Origin of the sequence: Streptomyces sp. DH-12 (genome assembly GCF_002899455.1) — a bacterium.
In the GTDB taxonomy this organism is placed as follows: Bacteria; Actinomycetota; Actinomycetes; order Streptomycetales; family Streptomycetaceae; genus Streptomyces.
The window spans coordinates 2,038,341-2,056,759 of the sequence record NZ_PPFB01000001.1; the positions used below are offsets into that span (position 1 = coordinate 2,038,341).

At 73.5% G+C, this 18,419-nt stretch carries 13 protein-coding genes; 9 read left to right on the forward strand and 4 right to left on the reverse strand.

Annotation, left to right across the window (positions count from 1 at the left end; genetic code table 11):
* Positions 1-9 precede the first annotated feature (9 nt).
* The 3 genes from C1708_RS08005 to C1708_RS08015 all read right to left on the reverse strand — a co-directional run bounded on the left by C1708_RS08005 (position 10) and on the right by C1708_RS08015 (position 3,195).
* Positions 10-843, reverse strand: coding sequence for a carbohydrate ABC transporter permease (locus C1708_RS08005; protein ID WP_106411997.1), 834 nt, complete (start codon positions 841-843; stop codon positions 10-12).
* Positions 840-1,826, reverse strand: a complete 987-nt coding sequence (locus C1708_RS08010) for a carbohydrate ABC transporter permease (protein WP_106411998.1) — start codon at positions 1,824-1,826, stop codon at positions 840-842. The genes C1708_RS08005 and C1708_RS08010 overlap by 4 nt, the downstream gene beginning before the upstream one ends.
* Before the next feature lie 88 nt (positions 1,827-1,914).
* Complete coding sequence (locus C1708_RS08015) at positions 1,915-3,195, reverse strand: extracellular solute-binding protein (protein ID WP_106411999.1); 1,281 nt, start codon at positions 3,193-3,195, stop codon at positions 1,915-1,917.
* Positions 3,196-3,565: 370 nt separating this feature from the next.
* Between C1708_RS08015 and C1708_RS08020 the strand changes: the two genes are divergently transcribed.
* A complete protein-coding gene (locus C1708_RS08020) occupies positions 3,566-4,330 on the forward strand; it encodes a GntR family transcriptional regulator (RefSeq protein ID WP_106412000.1) in 765 nt (254 codons plus the stop codon).
* Here the strand turns inward: C1708_RS08020 and C1708_RS08025 are convergent.
* Positions 4,232-4,456 carry a DUF4259 domain-containing protein gene (locus tag C1708_RS08025; protein WP_106412001.1) on the reverse strand — a complete coding sequence of 75 codons (225 nt, stop codon included), beginning with the start codon at positions 4,454-4,456 and terminating at the stop codon, positions 4,232-4,234. The genes C1708_RS08020 and C1708_RS08025 overlap by 99 nt on opposite strands.
* Before the next feature lie 838 nt (positions 4,457-5,294).
* On the opposite strand from C1708_RS08025, the gene C1708_RS08030 reads away from it, so the two are divergent.
* From C1708_RS08030 to C1708_RS08065, 8 genes are all read left to right on the forward strand, one after another.
* Positions 5,295-6,773: a sugar transferase gene (locus C1708_RS08030; RefSeq protein WP_106412002.1), complete on the forward strand. Its 1,479-nt coding sequence runs from the start codon at positions 5,295-5,297 to the stop codon at positions 6,771-6,773.
* Between the two features lie 73 nt (positions 6,774-6,846).
* Complete coding sequence (locus C1708_RS08035) at positions 6,847-8,163, forward strand: nucleotide sugar dehydrogenase (protein ID WP_106412003.1); 1,317 nt, start codon at positions 6,847-6,849, stop codon at positions 8,161-8,163.
* On the forward strand, positions 8,153-9,412 hold the full coding sequence (locus C1708_RS08040) for a glycosyltransferase family 4 protein (RefSeq protein WP_106412004.1): 1,260 nt from the start codon (positions 8,153-8,155) through the stop codon (positions 9,410-9,412). The genes C1708_RS08035 and C1708_RS08040 overlap by 11 nt, the downstream gene beginning before the upstream one ends.
* Positions 9,402-10,769 (forward strand): YveK family protein, encoded by a 1,368-nt coding sequence (locus C1708_RS08045; protein WP_106412005.1) that lies wholly within the window; start codon positions 9,402-9,404, stop codon positions 10,767-10,769. Before C1708_RS08040 ends, C1708_RS08045 begins: the two co-directional genes overlap by 11 nt.
* Positions 10,766-12,325: a Wzz/FepE/Etk N-terminal domain-containing protein gene (locus C1708_RS08050; RefSeq protein ID WP_106412006.1), complete on the forward strand. Its 1,560-nt coding sequence runs from the start codon at positions 10,766-10,768 to the stop codon at positions 12,323-12,325. The genes C1708_RS08045 and C1708_RS08050 overlap by 4 nt, the downstream gene beginning before the upstream one ends.
* A 3-nt stretch (positions 12,326-12,328) precedes the next feature.
* Complete coding sequence (gene asnB, locus C1708_RS08055; RefSeq protein WP_106412007.1) at positions 12,329-14,266, forward strand: asparagine synthase (glutamine-hydrolyzing); 1,938 nt, start codon at positions 12,329-12,331, stop codon at positions 14,264-14,266.
* 16 nt (positions 14,267-14,282) lie between these two features.
* Positions 14,283-16,472, forward strand: a complete 2,190-nt coding sequence (locus C1708_RS08060) for a bi-domain-containing oxidoreductase (protein WP_106412008.1) — start codon at positions 14,283-14,285, stop codon at positions 16,470-16,472.
* On the forward strand, positions 16,469-18,412 hold the full coding sequence (locus tag C1708_RS08065; RefSeq protein WP_106412009.1) for a heparinase II/III family protein: 1,944 nt from the start codon (positions 16,469-16,471) through the stop codon (positions 18,410-18,412). The genes C1708_RS08060 and C1708_RS08065 overlap by 4 nt, the downstream gene beginning before the upstream one ends.
* Positions 18,413-18,419: the final 7 nt, after the last annotated feature.

An 18,419-nucleotide genomic window follows, 5' to 3' on the forward strand; every position in this document is an offset into this window, starting at 1 on the left:
CAGGTCGCGTTATCCCTTCACGGCGCCCGCGGTGAGACCGCTGACGGCCCGGCGCTGCAGGAAGACGAAGAGGATCAGGATCGGGACGGCGAACAGGGAGGAGGCGGCCATGGTCGCGCCCCAGTCGTCGCCGAACTGGGTCTGGAAGCTGGACAGCCACAGCGGCAGGGTCTGTGCGCCGCCGGACTCCTTGCTGAGCACCAGGACGAGCGGGAACTCGTTCCAGGCGGTGATGAAGCCGAACATGGAGGTGGACATCAGACCCGGCGCGAGCAGCGGCAGGATGACCCGGCGGAAGGCCTGGGCGCGGGTGCAGCCGTCGACCATCGCCGACTCCTCCAGCTCCTTCGGCACGGCGGCGACGAAGCCGCGCAGCGTCAGGATGGTGAAGGGCAGGATCATCATCATGTAGAACGCGGTCAGCGGCACCAGGCTGTTCAGCATGGAGGCGTCGCGCACGATCATGTAGATCGCGATGACCATGACCTCCCAGGGCGCCATCTGGGCGAGCATGAAGCCCACGATGAAGCCGCGCCGTCCCCTGAACCGCATGCGGGCCAGGGCGAAGGAGCCGGCCAGCGCGATGATCAGCGAGAACAGCACGGCCAGACAGGTGACGGTCAGCGAGTTGCGGACGAACGTCCAGAAGTGGTCGGCGTCCGTGGCGGTCCCGAAGTGCTCGAACGTGATGTCCGTGGGGAACCACACCGGGTTCTCCGCGATGATGTCACCGGTCGGCTTCAGCGCCGTGGCGAACATCCAGTAGACGGGGAAGAGGCAGGCGGTGAACACGACGAGGGCCGTGGCGTTGGGCCAGACGCGGCCGAAGAGCGAGCGCTTCACAGCTCGTCCTCCTCTTGCTTGAGCACGATCCTGAGGTAGTACGCGGTCAGGCCGAGCATGATCAGGATGGTCAGCACCGCGATCGCCGCGCCCATGCCGTAGTGCTGGTTGCCGACGCCCTCGATGTAGGCGTAGACGGGCAGGATCTCGGTCAGCCGGTCGGGGCCGCCGCCGTTGAAGGTGAAGACCTGGACGAACGCCTTGAAGATCCAGATGATCTCCAGGAACGTCGTGGCGTAGAGGAACGGCCGCAGGAACGGCAGGGTGACGGTGGTGAAGCTGCGCCAGGCGCCGGCGCCGTCGAGCGCGGCGGCCTCGTACAGCTCGTTCGGGATGGTGGTGGTCGCCGCGTAGAGGTTGATCGCGACGAACGGCACGGACATCCAGACGATGAGCAGGGTGACGACGAAGAACGTCGACATCTGGCTGCTGGTCCAGCTGTAGTCGGCCATGGAGTGCCAGCCGAGCTTGTCCAGCACCCAGTTGACGACGCCGAAGCGCTGCGCGAACAGCCACTGGTAGACGGTGGTGGCGGCCACCACGGGCATGGCCCAGGCCAGCACCAGGCCGATCATCAGGGTGAACCGCATGCGCTTGCCGAGGCGGGCGAGCAGCAGACCGACCAGGGCGCCCAGCAGCATGGTGAGGGCGACGTTGACGGCCGTGAACAGGATGGAGCGGAGGGTGACCCGCCAGAAGTCCTCCCCGGTGAGGACCTCCTTGTAGTTGTCGATGCCGTTCCACTCGGTGACGTGCTGGATCAGCTGCGCCATGTTGAGGTTCTGGAACGACAGCAGCAGGTCCTTCAGCAGCGGCCAGCCGAGCAGCAGCACGGTGGCCGCGCAGGCGGGCAGCAGCAGGAGGTACGGGGCGAGCGCGCCGGCTCGCGACGCGGCTCTCGGTTGAGGAGCGCCGGGCGCGGTGTCACCCGGCTTGCGGACGTCCACCGGGCCGGAGGGCGGCCGTTCGGTCTGCACGGTCATGCTCGCGATCTCTCTTCTCGGCGTGCTCAACGCGGGGCGGGGACCGCCTGGCCGGCCGGTCCCCGCTCCGGTCGGAGCGCGTGCGCTGTTACTGCTGCTGCGCCAGGCGCTTGTTGAACTCGCCCTCGACCTGCTTCGCGGCGGCGGCCGGGGACTTGCCGTTCAGGACGGCGGTCAGGTAGGTCTTGATCGGGTTGGGGTCGTTCTCGACGGCGGCCCACTCGGGGATCAGCGGCGTGGTGCCGCCGACGGCGGCGGCCGGCGCGGCGGCCTCGGCGGGGGCGTTGCCCTTGAGGTTGCTCTGCAGCGACTCCTTGTTGGGGATGACGCCGTTGAGCTTGGCGAGCCGGCCCTCGTACTTGTCGGAGAGGGCGAGCCTCAGGAACTCCTTGGCGAGCTCCTGCTTCTGGCTGCCCGCGGCGACGGCGAGGTTGGAGCCGCCGAGGAAGACGCCCTCGGGCTTGTCGGCGGTGGCGCCGGGGATGGTGAAGTAGCCGATCTGCTTCTCGATGGCCGGGTTGGCCTCGATCGCGATGCCGGCCTCCCAGCCCATGCCGATGAAGGCGCCGACGTTGCCCTTGGCGAAGACCTCGCCCTGCTGCGGGGTGGCCTCGTCCTTGTCCTTGGGGGCCTTGGACAGGGCCTGGAACTTCTTGTAGGTCTCGGTGGCCGCGGCGACCTTGGGGTCGTCGAGGTTGGAGACGTACGTGTCGCCGTCCTTCTTGACCAGTTCGCCGCCCTCGCCGATGACCAGGCCGACGAAGTGGTACCAGTTCTGGCCGGGCAGGTAGATCGGCTCGGCGTCGGTCTTCTCACCGATGGTCTTGAGGGCGGCGTAGAACTCGTCGCGGGTCTTGGGGGTGTCCTTGAGGCCGGCGTCGGCCCAGACCTTCTTGTTGTAGAGGACGACGCGGTTGGCGAAGTACCAGGGGGCGGCGTACTGCTTGCCCTCGTAGACGGAGGACTCGTTGAGGGACTCGGTCCAGTCGGCGCCGATCTCCTCCTTGAGGTCGCCGAGGTCGGCGAGGCCGCCGGTCTTGGCGTAGGCGGGGGTCTGGGTGTTGCCGATCTCGAAGACGTCCGGAGGGTTCTCCTCGGAGAGGGCGGTGGTCAGCTTCTGCTGGATGCCGTTCCACTGCTGGACCTCGAACTTGATCTTCGCCTTGGTCTTCTTCTCGAACTCGGCGGCGAGGTCCTTCTGCCACTGGTCCGGTGAGGAGCCGTCCATGACCCACACGGTGAGCGTCTGCCCGGCGTAGCCGTCCGCGCCGGCCTTCTCGCCGCTGTCACCGCCGTCGTCGCCCCCGCACGCGGCGACCGAGAACAACATGCCCGCGACCCCGATCGCGGCTATCAGCTTGCGCTTCACGCGCCACCCCTCCTCAGGAATGCCTTGCACACCCACGCCCTCGCGGTGACCCTGACAACGGCGCAACAGCTCGGCGGGCTGGGACCCGGCTTCCGCTAAATGGTTTAGACCAGCAAGGGGAGCTTGGCCTAGACCTATGGTCGTGTCAAGGGTTGTCCGACTCACGGCTGGGTAACGGCAACGGCCCCTGGACGGGGCGGAGATGTCCACCCAAAGAGGGACGGGACGCAGGGTTGGACTAGACCAAAGTGAGAGCGCGCCGTTATAACGGGATCGCCGAGCGTGCGGCGCCGATCCCGGCGGTCCGCCGACGTGCACCGCGGCCGGCCGCTGCCGTCCGCGCGCCGGACACCGCAGCCGGAAGGCGGATATGAGCACGGACGTCAGCAGCGCCCAGCCCGGCACGGGGGCGCCGGGCCGCCGGCGGCGGGTGCCGAAGTACTACCGCATCAAGCAGCGGCTGCTGCAGATGACCGACGAGCGCGCACCGGGCTCCCCGATGCCGGCCGAGCGGATGCTCGCCGTCGAGTTCGGCACGTCCCGCACCACGATCCGCAAGGCGCTGCTGGAGCTGGTCAGCGAGGGGCGGCTCGACCGCTTCCAGGGCAAGGGCACGTTCGTGGCCCGCCCGAAGGTGTACCGGACGCTCCACCTCACCTCGTACACCGAGGACATGAGGGCGCAGGGCCTCAGCCCCGCCTCCCGGGTCCTGGACATCGGCCACGTCCCGGCCGGCGCGGAGCTGGCGGCGCTACTGGAGGTGGAGCCGGAGGACCGGGTGCTGCGCATCGAGCGGCTGCGGCTGGCCGGGGGCGAGCCGATGGCGATCGAGGCGACCCATCTCTCCGCCCGCCGCTTCCCCGGCCTGCGCCGCAACCTCTCCCGCTACACCTCCCTCTACACCACCCTCGCCGAGGTGTACGGGGTCCGTCCGGCGGAGGCCGACGAGACCATCGAGACCTCCCCGGCGACCCCGCGCGAGGCGAGCCTGCTGGGCACGGACGTGGGCCTGCCGATGCTGCTGCTGTCCCGCCACTCACGGGACGAGAACGGGACGCCGGTGGAGTGGGTGCGGTCGGTGTACCGGGGGTCCCGCTACAAGTTCACGGCCGTCCTGACGCGTCCGGCGCCCTGACGGGGGCGGGCCGGGCGGACGGCGTCGGCCGCGGCCGGCACGCCGCTCGGGCGCGGCCTTGTCGAGGTCGTGGGCGAAGTGCGCCGCGTCGTCGTTGTCGAAGAGGCCGGTGTCCCAGGTGCTCACACCCGTCTCCTCGGGTGCGGCTTCCGCGTCCCCGCGGGCGGCGCCGACAGCGCGGGCGCGCCGGGCGCCGGAGGCGGGACAGCCCGGCGGAACATCTCCTTCAGCCGTTGGATCTCGGACATCCGTGGAACGTGCACGAAAGCGTTCGACGGGGCGGTGGGCCGGATTCCGGTCCCGGGGCGGGGAGGGCGGGCGGAGGGCGGGAGGCGCTCGCGGCTCGGCGGGGACAGGGGTCCCGCACGCCCGTCACGTGCGCCGGGACCTCAGCGGTCGCCGCCGCGACGGGTGCGCGGGGCGGGCGGCGAGACGGCGTCGGCGCGGGCGTACGTCTCATCACCCAGGCGGAGGAGGGGAGTTGGGACGGCTGTGCGATACCCGCACGGACGGGCCCCGGACGCCGTATCCGGCCACATCGCCCACACACAATTTCCCCACACCCTCTCTCCATCCCGGCCTCGATGGTCTAGATTGACCCTGCTTCGGCCGTTCGGGCCCGGGGCGACCGATTAAATGATCTTTAGGTCCGACGCCACGGAGGGGTTCGCCCACGGCGCCGGACATGGGGGTGATCACACCGCTGAGCCCCGGGGGGGCTCGGGTGCGGGAGGCACCCGGGGGACCGGTGAGGTCCGCTCGGCTCGATGTACCGGCGCGGCCGTGAGCCGCTGCCGCCGCGACAGGTTGTTCACGTTGTTCTTCGTCCGTCCGCAACCGGCCTGCCGGCGCGGGAGGCGGGGGTCTCCCTCGGCGAGGAACAGCGCGGTCCGGGGGGTGGGGTCCCCCCGGCGGAAACAGTGTCAGGCGCACACGTCGCATCACCGGGGACCTGGGGGGTTCTGTGCGGCAAGGGGGATTGGTCAGCCCGTTCCCGTCGGAACGGGGCCGGCTGACGGACGGGGCGTTACACCGGGGGACGACGGACTGGGAGCACCGGTACCGCCGTACCGTGATCATGAGCGACGCGGTGGCCACCGCCGTCGTCGTCGCGGGGATCGGCAACTTCTTCGGCGTCCGGGACGCCGCCGACTGGCACGAGAAGTGGGGCATCCTCGCCTTCGGCACCTGGCTGCTGGTGCTGGGGGCGCTGGCGGTGAGCCGGTCGTGGGCGCCGACCGTGCTCGGCCAGGGCGCCGAGGAGTTCCGGCGGCTGGGCCGCTCGCTCTTCGTGGCGACCGTCGTGCTCGCGCTCGGCGGGATCGCCCTGACCTCGCGCAACATCAAACTCTGGATCTTCGTCGCGGTCCCCGCGATCGCGCTCGTCACGATGACGATGCGCTATCTGCTGCGTCTGTGGCTGCACCGGCAGCGCAAGGAGGGCCGCTGTCTGCGCCCGGTGCTCGCCGCCGGGAGCCCCGCCACGGTGCGCGACCTGATCGCCCGCACCCGCAAGTACCCGCACCTGGGCTGGCGCGTGGACGCCGTGTGCGTGACGGACGGCCCCGGACTCGACGGCGGCCGGCTGGACGGGGTGCCGGTGGTGGGACGGCTGGCGGACGTCGCCGACCACGTCCGCCGCGACGGCTACCGCGTCGTCGCCGTCACCCCCGACCCGCACTGGTCGCCGGACCGGCTGCAGCGGCTGTCGTGGAACCTGGAGGGCTCCGACGCCGAGATGGTCGTCGCCCCGGTGCTGATGGAGGTGGCCGGGCCCCGGCTGCACGTCGACGCGGTCCTCGGCATACCGCTGCTGCGGGTCAGCATGCCGGCGTTCACCGGCGGCCGCCGCGCGGTCAAGGGCGTCGTCGACCGGCTCGGCGCGCTGATCCTGCTGGTGGCGTTCGCGCCGCTGCTGCTGCTGGTCGCGCTGCTCGTGGCGACGGACAGCCGGGGCGGGGTGTTCTACCGGCAGCGCAGAGTCGGCAAGGACGGCCGCGAGTTCACCATCTGGAAGTTCCGCACCATGATCCCCGGCGCGGACCGTGCCCGCGCCGCGCTGGACGGCCTCAACGAGGGCGCGGGGCCGCTGTTCAAGATGCGCCGGGACCCGAGGGTGACCCGGGTGGGCGCGGTGCTGCGCCGCTACTCGCTCGACGAGCTGCCGCAGCTGTTCAACGTGCTCACCGGGTCGATGTCGCTGGTCGGCCCGCGGCCCCCGCTGCCGGAGGAGTGCGCCGCCTACGGCCCGGACATCCGGCGCCGGCTGAAGGTCAAGCCGGGTCTCACCGGACTGTGGCAGATCAGCGGACGCAGCGACCTTTCGTGGGAGGAGGCGGTCCGCCTGGACCTGCGGTACGTGGAGGACTGGTCCCTCGCCCTGGACACGGTGATCTTGTGGAAGACGCTGCGCGCCGTGGTGCAGGGGCAGGGGGCCTACTGATGCGCGGCGGCCGTGGGGCGGCCGGCGTGCGGACCGCAGGCCGGCAGGGCCTGCCCGGGGGGAGGAACGGGTCATGAGAGTCAGCGTGTTCGGGCTCGGCTACGTGGGCTGCGTGTCGGCCGCGTGCCTGGCCGGCATGGGTCACGAGGTCATCGGGGTGGACGTCAACCCGGTGAAGGTGGACCTGGTCAACGACGGCAAGGCACCCGTCGTCGAGGAGCGGATCGGCGAACTCGTCGCCGAGGTCGTGGGCAGCGGGGCGCTGCGCGCCACCACCGACGTGCGCGAGGCGATCGAGGGCAGCGAGGTGTCCCTGGTCTGCGTGGGCACCCCGTCGGAGCCCAACGGCAGCCTGTGCACGACCTACTTGGAGCGGGTCACCGAGGAGATCGGCGCGGCGCTGGCCGAGCGGGGCGGGCGGCACACGGTGGTGTTCCGCAGCACGATGCTGCCGGGGACCTGCCTGGGCCTGCTGGTGCCGATCCTGGAGAAGCACGTCGGCGGCACCGCCGGCGTCGACGTCGGCGTCGCGGTCAATCCGGAGTTCCTGCGCGAGGGCACCAGCGTGCGGGACTTCTTCGACCCGCCGAAGACCGTCATCGGCGAACTCGACACGGCGAGCGGCGACGTCGTCGCGGCGCTGTACGAGGACCTGCCCGGCGAGGTGTTCCGGGTGCCGGTGCCCACGGCCGAGGCGGTCAAGTACGCGGACAACGCCTTCCACGGACTGAAGATCGGCTTCGCCAACGAGCTGGGCGCGGTGTGCCGGGCGCTCGGGGTGGACTCGCACCAGGTGATGGACGTCTTCCTCGCCGACCGCAAGCTCAACATCAGCCCCGCCTATCTGCGTCCGGGCTTCGCCTTCGGCGGCTCCTGCCTGCCGAAGGACCTGCGCAGCCTGGTGCACGCGGCGCACCGGGCCGACGTGTCGGTGCCGATCCTCGCGCACGTGCTGCCCTCGAACGAGGAGCATCTGCAGCGCGCGGTGGAGCTGGTGGAGCGCACCGGCAAGCGCAAGGTCGGCCTGTTCGGGCTGTCGTTCAAGCCCGGCACCGACGACCTGCGCGAGAGCCCGCTGGTGGAGCTGGCGGAGCGGCTCTTCGGCAAGGGGTACGACCTGCGGATCCACGACGCCAACGTCAGCCTGTCCCGGCTGCTCGGCGCCAACCGCGAGTACATCGAGACCCGGCTGCCGCACCTGGCGCAGCTGCTCGCCGACTCCGTCGAGGACGTGCTGGACCACGCCGAGGCCGTCCTGGTCGGGACGAAGGACCCGGCCGTGCTGTCGGCGCTGCCGCACGGCGACGACCCCGTGATCATCGACCTCGTCCGCCTCCCCGACGCCGACGCGCGCCGGGCCGAACCCGGGTACGTGGGCCTTGCTTGGTGAGCCGAAGGGCGCGCGGGGCCGCCGCGCGCTGATCCTGGTGGAGAACCTGTCGGTGCCGTTCGACCGGCGGGTGTGGCAGGAGTGCCGCACGCTGCGCGACGCGGGCTGGGAGGTGGACGTCATCTGCCCGCGCGGCAGCAAGCGGGACACCGAGCCGGAGGCCGTGATCGACGGGGTGCGGATCCACCGCTACCCGCTGCGCGCGGCCACCGGAGGACCGGCCGGCTACCTGAAGGAGTACGGCACGGCGCTGTGGCACACCGCCCGCCTGGCCCGCAAGGTCGGCCCGGTCGACGTGGTGCACGCCTGCAACCCGCCGGACCTGCTGTTCCTGCCCGCGCTGTGGCTGAAGCGGCGCGGGGCGAAGTTCGTCTTCGACCAGCACGACCTGGTGCCGGAGCTGTACCTGTCCCGGTTCGGCCGGGGCGAGGACCTGCTGCACCGGGGCGTGTGCGCGCTGGAGCGGGCGACGTACCGGGCGGCGGACGTGGTGCTCGCCACCAACGAGAGCTACAAGGACGTCGCCGTGCGCCGCGGCGGACGGCGGCCCGAGGACGTGTTCGTGGTGCGCAGCGCGCCCGACACCGAACGGTTCCACCCGGTGGACCCCGAGCCGGAGCTGAAGCGCGGAAAGCCGCATCTGCTGTGCTACCTGGGCGTGATGGGCCCGCAGGACGGCGTCGACTACGCGCTGCGGGCACTGGCGAAGCTCCGCGACGAGGTGGGCCGCACCGACTGGCACGCGGTGTTCGTCGGCGGCGGCGACACCTTCGACGCGATGGTGGAGCTGTCCCGCCGGCTGGGGCTCGCGGAGCAGGTGGAGTTCACGGGACGCGTGCCGGACGCCGACCTGGTGCGCTGGCTGTCCACCGCGGACGTGTGCCTCTCCCCCGACCCGTGCAACCCGCTCAACGACGTGTCGACCATGAACAAGGTCCTGGAGTACATGGTGATGGGCCGGCCGATCGTCTCCTTCGACCTGAAGGAGGCGCGGGTCTCCGCCGGCGAGGCCGCCGTGTACGCGAAGGACGACGACGAGGGCGAGTTCGCCGCACTGATCGCCCGGCTGCTGGACGATCCCGAACAGCGCTCCCGCATGGGGAGGTCCGGGCAGGAACGGATCAACGGCCCGCTGGCGTGGCGCCATTCGCAGGCGGCGCTGCTGGCCGCCTACGAGGCCGCCGTCCGGGGCGGCACGGGTACGGCGGCGCGGAGCGGGCGGGAACGAGGCACGTCCCTTGAGCGATGACGCGATACGCCTGGTCACCGTCGGGCGGGTGCTGCGCGGGCGCGGCAGGCTGCTGACGGTCCTCGCCGTGCTGGGGGCGCTGGCCGGCCTCGGCGCCTCCCTGGTGTTCCCGCCGCGGTACACGACGTCGGCGTCGGTGCTGCTGCCGGGCGCCTGGGAGGAGCGCGTGCTGCTCACCCAGGCGGAGATCGCCACCAGCACGGTGGTGACCGACCGTACGGCCGCCGCGCTCGGCTGGGACGGGGTCGACGGCGAGGAGCTGCGCGAGCGGGTGCGCGCCGAGGTCACCGACGGCAACATCATCAGGATCTCGGGCACCGCCGAGAGCCCCGGGAGGGCCCAGCGGCTCTCCGACGAACTGGCGCGGCAGTTCGTGACGTTCTCCGCCCGGATCGTCGACGACACCGCCGACCCGACGGCGGCGGCCGGCCCCGACCAGCTGCGGCAGATGGTCCTCGCCGCCAGCCGCCGCATCACCGAGCTGGCCGACTCCGCCGACCCCGGCCGGACCGTGGAGAGCGTGCAGACCCGCACCGAGCTGGCGAAGCTGCGCACCGAGCTGCAGCAGGCGGTCGAGAAGCTGGACCGGACCGGCTCCGACGCGGCCGGCTCCCGCCTGGTCGTCATGGGTCCGGCGGCCGAGCCCTCCGGCGAGGCCCCGCCGACCCGGGTCCAGCTCATCGCCGCCGGTGCGGTGCTGTTCTTCCTGCTGACGGTCGTCGGGCATCTCACCGCGGCCCGGGTGAACCGCCGGCTGCGCGCCGAGCCGGAGATCGCCGCCGCGCTCGGCTCCGGGCTGCTGGGCGGTGTCGACGTGCCCGCGGACAAGGGCGCGCACCGGCCGGAGGGCGGCGGTGCGCGGCACCGGATCCGCCGGCTGCTCGGACTCGACACGCCCTGGAACACGCCCGCCCCGCCGGCCGCCGGGGACGAGGCGAGCCTGGGGATCCGCTACCGCAGGATGTGCGGCCGGATCCGCGGCCTGGTGCCGGGCGCGCGGCGGCTGCTGCTGGTCGTGCCCGACGACGACGGCATCGCGCTGCGGGCGGCACGGCGGCTGGCCGAGGAGGCGGGCGGCGCCCCGCTGCTGCGGGTGACGGAGGTCTCCGCCGAGGCGCCGCTGGTGCCCGACCGCGAGGACGCGGCGGGCGTCCTGGTCGTGCTGAGCGCGGGCTCCCGCACCGCCGCCGAACTGGCCGGTGTCGCCGAGGCGTGCGCGGACGCGGGCCACGACGTCGTCGGCGTCGTCCTGGCCGGCGCGGTCCGGACCCGCCCGGCGCGGTCCGCCGGCCCGCCGCGGGAGGCCGCCGCGCCGGCGCTCGCCCTCGACGACGGCGCGCGGGGAGGTACGCGATGACGACCGCCACGGCGGAGCCGGCGGCCGCCGCTCCCCTGCTGGATCTGCAGGCGCTGGTGGTGTCGGTGCGCAGACGCCGCCGCGTGTGGGGGACCCTGGCGCTGCTGGGGCTGCTGATCGGCGTGGCGGTGGCGGTGGCGCTGCCCCCGCCGCCGACCGCGGTGACCAAGGTGCTGGTCGCGCACCAGGACGACCAGCCGAACGACCCCGGCACGCTGATCCGCACCGACGTGGCGCTGCTGCACACCACGCGGATCGCCGACGCGGCGCTCGAGTCGCTCGGGTCCTCCGAGAGCGCGGAGGACTTCATGGAGGACTACGAGGGCGCCGGCCTGACCAACAACCTGCTGGAGATCAAGGCCACGGGCGCGACCGGCGCGGAGGCGGTGACCCGTGCCGAGGCGGTGGCCGAGGCGTTCGTCGCGGACCACGTGCGGCGGATCAAGCAGGCCGCGGCCGCCGACGCCTCGACCCTGCTCGCGCAGCGCGACCGCATGCAGGAAGAGCTCGACCAGGTGAACGAGGCGATCGGCGACGGGCCGCCGGAGGGCAGCCCGGAGGAGTCGGCGAACCTGGAATCGCTGTTCGCCCGCCGCGCCGAACTCAGCTCGCGCATCAGCGAGTTCTCGCAGCGGGCCGCGGAGGCCCGGGTGGGCACGCCCCGGCTGGTCGCGGGCACGCAGATCGTCGACGCCCCGCACACCGTGAAGCACTCGCTGCCCGTGGCCGCCGCCACCGACGGCGGCATCGGGCTGGTCCTCGGCCTGGTGCTGGGCCTCGTGGTCGCCGCGGTCGCCTCGGTGGTGGGCGACCGTCCGGTGCTGCGCCGGGACATCGCGCGGCACCTGGGCGCCTCGGTCACCGCGGAGCTGTCCCGGTCGGCGCTGCGGCCGGGCCCGTGGCGGCGCCGGCGCGCACGCGCGGCGCGGGCCCGGGTCGCCTCGTCGCTGGCCCGTACGGCGCGCGGTGCCGCGGAGCCGCTGGCGCTGCTGGAGCTGGGCTGCGCGCGCGAGGCGGGGGTGCTCGCCCTGGGCCTGGCGCGGACGCTGGCGGAGGACGAGCCGGTGGTCGTGGTCGACGCCCTGCCCCGGCACGGCCTCACCGGCCGCCGGCCGAAGCCGGGCGACCCGGAGGTGGTCGGCGTGGAGCGGGCCGCGTCCCTGCCGGCCGGCCGGCGCCGGATCGGCGTCGCCTCGGTGGCGCCCGGCGCGGCCTGGTCCGACCTCGCCGACCTCGCCGGCCGGGCCGTGCTGGTGGTGCGGGCCGGGCACGGCACCACCGCGTGGCTGCACACCGTGGCGCGGCAGCTCGCGGACCGGCGCGTGGAGGTGACCGGTGTGGTGCTGGTCGACCCCGATCCGCAGGACCGGACGGACGGGACGCTGTGGGACGGGCCGTTCCCGGGGCAGCGCGTCCGCGACGAGGGCCGGCCGGCCCGGCAGGACCGCGGGAGCGCCCCCCACCCCGTACAGGCGGCGGGGGACGGTCCGCGGCGGACGCAGCGGCTGCCGATGTGGGCGGCGCGGGTCCCGGACAGCGACCAGGAGGGGCGGTAGCTCATGTGCGGCATCGCAGGCACGTACCGGTGGCCGGACGGCAAGGCGGTCACCGACCGGCTCACCGAGACCCTCGCCCACCGCGGCCCGGACGGGTCCGGCGGCTACGCCCACGCGCTGGGCGACGGCGAGGTGCACCTCGGGCACCGCAGACTGGCCGTCCTCGACCTGTCCGGCACCGGCGCCCAGCCGATGGCGTCGGACGGTCTGGCCCTGACGTACAACGGCGAGCTGTACAACGCGCCGGAGCTGCGGGCCGAGCTGGAGGGCGCCGGAGTGCGGTTCCGGGGCGGCTCGGACACCGAGGTGCTGCTGGAGGCGTGGCGGCGCTGGGGCACGGACTGTCTGCCCCGGCTGCGCGGCATGTTCGCGTTCGCCGTGTTCGACGAGCGGACCGGCGAGCTGGTGCTGGTCCGCGACCAGCTCGGCATCAAGCCGCTGTTCCTGCTGCGGCGGGGTGAGGGGCTGGTGTTCTCCTCGGAGCTGAAGGCGCTGGCGGCGGTGGCCGGCGGGTCGCTGGAGGTGGACCCGGCGGCGCTGGTCGCCTCGCTGCTGTACTACTGGGTGCCGGACTCGCGGTGCGCGCTGCGCGGGGCGGAGAAGCTGCCGCCGGGCACCTGGCTGCGGTGCCGGCCGGACGGGTCCGTGCAGCGCGGGCGGTTCTGGGACCTGCGGGAGGTCGCCGCCGAGGGCCAGGAGCGCGCCCGCGCCGGTGAGGTGCCGGACCTGGCGGCGGTGGTGGAGGAGTCGACGCGGCTCCACCTGCTGTCCGACGTGCCGGTGGCGACGTTCCTGTCCGGCGGGCTGGACTCCAGCTATCTGACCGCGCTCGCGGCCCGCGACCGGCCCGGCATCCCCGCGTACACCATCGGGTTCCGGGCGGAGGACGCGCGGTTCGAGGCGATGCCGGACGACCTGCGCTACGCCCGGCGGGTGGCCGAGCGGTTCGGGGTCGATCTGCGGGAGATCGAGATCGCGCCGGACGTGCAGGACCTGCTGCCGCGGATGACGTACCACCTGGACGAGCCGGTCGGCGACCCGGCCGCGATCAACACCTTCCTCATCTGCTCGGCCGCCCGGGAGGCCGGGGTGAAGGTGATGCTGTCGGGGATGGGCGCCGACGAGCTGTTCGCCGGGTACCGCAAGCACCTGGCGAACCTGATCGCGGTGCGCTACCGGCGGGTGCCGGGGCCGGTGCGGCGCGGGGTGGCCGCCGCCGTGGACCGGCTGCCGGTCGCCACCCGGCGGCGCGGGCTGCGGTCGGTGCGGTTCGCCAAGCGGTTCCTGTCCTTCGCGGGCCTGCCGGAGGAGACCGCGTTCCGGCGCAGCTACACCCTGTACGACCGCGAGGAGCTGATCGGGCTGCTCGACCCGGACCTGGCCCCGGCGGTGGACGACGTGCTGACCGAGCACGCGGACGTCTACCGGGACAACACCCTCGACGACTTCGTGAACCGCATGTGCCTGGCGGACGCCCGGATGTTCCTGCCGGGTCTCAACCTCGCCTACACCGACCGGTCGAGCATGGCCGCGTCGACCGAGGTGCGGGTGCCGTACGTGGACGTCGAGGTGGTCAGGGCGGCGTTCGCGGTCCCGGGCACGCGCAAGATCGCCGGGCGGCAGGGCAAGGCGGTGCTCAAGGAGGCGGCCACGACGGTGCTGCCGCGGGAGATCGTGTACCGGCCCAAGGGGCTGTTCAGCGCCCCGCTGCGGGCCTGGATGAGCCGGGACCTCGCGCCGCTGGTGCGCGAGGTGGTGCACGACGGCCTGCTGGTCCGCTCCGGCTTCCTGCGCCGGGAGGCGCTGGCGCGCATGGTCGCCGAGGACGCCGCCGGGCAGCGGGACCACTCCAAGCACCTCTGGCACGTGCTGACCCTCGAGCACTGGTACCGCGACGCGACCTCCCGGACCGGCCACGACTCCCCCGCCCCGACGGCGTAGAGACAAGAGGAACTCCGTGAAACAGGTAGTGCAGAACTACAAGAGCGGTGAGCTGACGCTGCTCGACGTGCCGGCGCCGGGCTGCAAGCCGGGCGGGGTGCTGGTGCGCAGCGCCTTCTCGCTGATCTCCACCGGCACCGAGCTGATGAAGGTGTCCGAGGCCGGCATGTCGATGCTGGGCAAGGCGCGTTCGCGGCCGGACCAGGTGGCGAAGGTCGTGCAGAGCGTCGCCGCCAACGGGGTGCCCGCCACGTACCGCAAGGTGATGGGCAAGCTCGACTCGTACACGCCGCTGGGCTATTCGCTGTGCGGGGTGGTGGAGCAGGTCGGCGCCGGGACCGACGACGTGAAGGTGGGCGACCTGGTGGCGTGCGCGGGCAACGAGCACGCGCTGCACGCCGAGCTGAACTGGGTGCCGAAGAACCTCTACGTCCCGGTGCCGGACGGGGTGGCGCCCCGGCACGCGGCCTTCGGCACGGTCGGGTCGATCGCGCTGCAGGGCGTGCGGCAGGGCGAGTCGCGGCTCGGCGAGACGGCCCTGGTCATCGGGCTGGGGCTGATCGGGCAGCTGGTGGTGCAGCTGCTGAACGCCTCCGGTGTGCGGGTGGTCGGCGTGGATCCCGACCCGGCCCGCTGCGAGCTGGCCGAGCGGCTGGGCGCGGCGGCCTGCGGCGACCCGGGCTCCGCGGGCGTGGAGAGCGCGGTCGCGGAACTCACCGGCGGCATGGGCGTGGACCAGGTGTACCTGGCGGCCGGCGGGAGCAGCAACCAGCCCGTCGAGCTGGCCGCGCGGCTGTGCCGGGACCGCGGCCGGGTGATCGACATCGGCAAGTGCCGCCTCGACCTGCCGTGGAACGCGTACTACGAGAAGGAACTCGACGTCCGCTTCTCCCGCAGCTACGGGCCCGGCCGCTACGACCCGGAGTACGAACTCCAGGGCCGGGACTACCCGATCGGCTACGTCCGCTGGACCGAGCGGCGCAATCTGGCGTGCTTCCTCGACCTGATCGCCCGGGGCGCCGTCGACGTGGAGCCGCTGGTGTCGCACGTCGCGGACTTCGGGGACGCCGTGGAGACGTACCGGCGGCTCCAGGAGGGCGGGCTCGAAGCGGTGGCCGTGCTGTTCCGGTACCCGTCGGCCGGGGACCCGCCCGCCGTCGAGGCCCCGGAGGCGACGGTGCCCGAGGTGCGGCGGCGCACCGCCCGGCCGGCTCCGGCGCGGCGCCCCGGCCCGGTGCGGCTGGCGTTCGTGGGCGCGGGGAACTACGCCTCGTCGATGCTGCTGCCGCATCTGGCGCGGCGCGACGGCGTGGAGCTGTCCACGGTCGTCACCACCACGGCGCTGTCCGCGGCCAACGCGCAGCGGAAGTTCGGCTTCGGAAGGGCCACCACCGATCTGGACGCGGTGCTCGGCGACCCGGCCGTGGACGCGGTGTTCGTGGTGACCCGGCACAGCTCGCACGCCGAGCTGGCCCGCCGGGCGCTGCTGGCGGGCAAGGCGGTGTTCGTGGAGAAGCCGCTGGCGCTCACCGAGGAGGAGCTGGCCGGGGTGCTCGCGGCGGTCGAGGAGTCCGGCAACGACCGGATCCAGGTGGGCTTCAACCGCCGGTTCGCCCCGCTGCTGCGGGAGGCCCGGGAGCGGTTCGGCGCCCGCACCGGCCCGGCGAGCCTGCGCTACCTGGTCAACGCGGGCCGTCTGGAGCAGGGCAGCTGGTACCTGCGGCAGGACACCGAGGGATCGCGGTTCGCCGGGGAGGGCGGGCACTTCGTCGACACCGCGAGCTGGCTGCTGGGCGCCGACCCGGTGTCGGTGTACGCGGCCGCCCCGGCCGGCGACGAGGACCTGCAGATCGTGCTGCGCTACCCGGACGGCTCCACGGCCGCCATCAGCTACGTCACCTCCGGTCCTTCGTCCTTCCCGAAGGAGACGCTGGACCTCATCGCGGACGGCAAGGTGCTGCGGCTGGACGACTTCGTGCGGGCCGCCGTGCACGACGGCCGGCGCCGGCAGTGGGTCGGCTCCCGGCTGCCGAAGGCCCGGGACAAGGGGCAGAACGCACAGCTGGCGGCGTTCGTGAGGGCCGTGCGGACCGGCGGGCCGATGCCGGTGCCGCTGGAGTCGCTGGCCGCCACCACGACGGCCACGCTCGCCGTGCGCACGGCGCTGGCGAGCGGCGTCCCGGTCACCCTGGCGGGGGCGCGATGAGCATGAGCGCGGGGTGGTACCTGCGGCGGCTGTCCCGGATGGGGCCGCGGGAGGCCGGCGGCCGGGCGGCCGACGCGGTGCGCCGGCGGCGGTGGCGCGCGGGGCTGCCCGAACGGCCGCCGGTGACGGGCGTCCGGTTCACGGCCGTGCTGCCGGAGGGCGCGCTCGCCGCGGTGGCGCCGGACGCGGTGAAGCGCCTGGTCGCCGAGGCCGACCGGCTGATGGCGGGGCGGGCCGAGTTCTTCGGGGTGGTCCGCGGCGACATGACGGACCCGGACTGGCACCACGATCCGAGGACCGGGCGCCGCGCCCCGCTGGAGCACGCCTTCGACGTGCCGTACCGCGACGAGGAGGCGGTCGGCGACATCAAGCAGATCTGGGAGCCGTCCCGGCACCAGTACCTGACCGTGCTGGCCGCCGCGTACGCGCTCACCGGGAACGACCGGTACGCGGAGCGGGTGGCCGCGCATCTGCGGTCGTGGTGGGAGGCCGACCCGCCGCTGCGGGGCGCGCACTGGGTCAGCGGCATCGAGCTGGGCATCCGGCTGCTGTCGTGGGTGTGGATCCGCCGGCTGCTGGACGGCTGGGCGGGCGCGCCCGCGCTGTTCGAGGAGAACCCGGTGGCGCTGGACCAGATCTGGCACCACCAGCGCTGGCTGGCGGCGTTCCCCAGCCGGGGGTCGTCGGCGAACAACCACGCGGTCGCCGAGGCCGCGGGGCAGCTCGCCGCCTCCTGCGCGTTCGGCTGGTTCCCGTACTCGCCGCGCCTGCGGGCGGACGCGCTGCGCGACCTGGACCGGCACCTGCGCGCCAACACCTTCCCGTCGGGGATCAACCGGGAGCTGGCGAGCGAGTACCACGGGCTGGTGCTGGAGCTGGGCCTGGCCGCGCTGGCCGAGGCGGACGCCGCGGGCGTGGCCGTCCCTCCGACGGTGCGGCTGGTGCTGCTGCGGATGACGGACGCGCTCGCGGCCGTCGTCGACGACCGGCTGCGCCCGCCCCGCCAGGGGGACGCGGACGACGGGCACGGGCTGGTGCTGGACGGCCCCGGCACCGACCGCTGGGGGTCGCTGCTGGCCACCGGGGACGCGGTGTTCGGCCGGCGCGACTGGTGGCCGAAGGTGCCGGGCGGTGACGTCCGCACCCCGCTGCTGGCCTCGCTGATCGAGCCGTACGGGAGCGGTGCGGCGCGTCCGGAGAGCCGGCCGGCGCACTTCGCGGACGCGGGGCTCACCGTGCTGCGGGGGCCCGGGGGGATCTGGTGCCGCTGCGACGGCGGGCCGCACGGTTTCCTGTCGATCGCCGCGCACGCGCACGCCGACGCGCTGTCCGTGGAGGTCCGGCACGACGGGGTCGACGTGCTGGCCGACCCGGGCACGTACTGCTATCACGGCCAGCCGGAGTGGCGGAGCTACTTCCGGTCCACGCTCGGCCACAACACGCTCGAGGCGGGCGGCCGGGACCAGTCGGTGTCCGGCGGCCCGTTCCTGTGGACGCGGCACGCCACGACGCGGGTGCTGGCGGTGGACACCGACGGGGAGGGGGCGGCGCGCTGGTGCGCCGAGCACGACGGCTACCGGCCGCTGGTCCACCGGCGACAGGTGGAACTGGCGTACGAGAGCCGTGAGGTGCGGGTGGTCGACATGGTGAGCGGCGACCGCCGGGAGGTGCGTCTGGCGTTCCACCTCGGCCCGGAGATCGGCGCGGAGCTGGAGGGGAGCCGGGCGCGGCTCACCTGGAGCCGGGACGGCGAGTCCCGCTCGGCGGTGCTCGACCTGCCGGCCGGGCTCGCCTGGCGGGCGCACCGCGGAGAGAGCGAGCCGCCGCTGGGCTGGTACTCCCCCGGGTTCGGACGCAAGGAGCCGAGCACCACGCTGGTCGGCAGCGGATCCGTCGACGGGACGGCCGAGTTCACCACCGTCCTCGGGTTCGACGGCTAGGGGGCTG

What these genes read in the sequence shown, in the direction of transcription:
- C1708_RS08010 (WP_106411998.1), bottom strand. Translation starts at nt 1,826, where the DNA reads ATGACCGTGCAGACCGAACGGCCGCCCTCCGGCCCGGTGGACGTCCGC.
- C1708_RS08020 (WP_106412000.1), top strand. Translation starts at nt 3,566, where the DNA reads ATGAGCACGGACGTCAGCAGCGCCCAGCCCGGCACGGGGGCGCCGGGC.
- C1708_RS08035 (WP_106412003.1), top strand. Translation starts at nt 6,847, where the DNA reads ATGAGAGTCAGCGTGTTCGGGCTCGGCTACGTGGGCTGCGTGTCGGCC.
- C1708_RS08050 (WP_106412006.1), top strand. Translation starts at nt 10,766, where the DNA reads ATGACGACCGCCACGGCGGAGCCGGCGGCCGCCGCTCCCCTGCTGGAT.
- asnB (WP_106412007.1), top strand. Translation starts at nt 12,329, where the DNA reads ATGTGCGGCATCGCAGGCACGTACCGGTGGCCGGACGGCAAGGCGGTC.
- C1708_RS08065 (WP_106412009.1), top strand. Translation starts at nt 16,469, where the DNA reads ATGAGCATGAGCGCGGGGTGGTACCTGCGGCGGCTGTCCCGGATGGGG.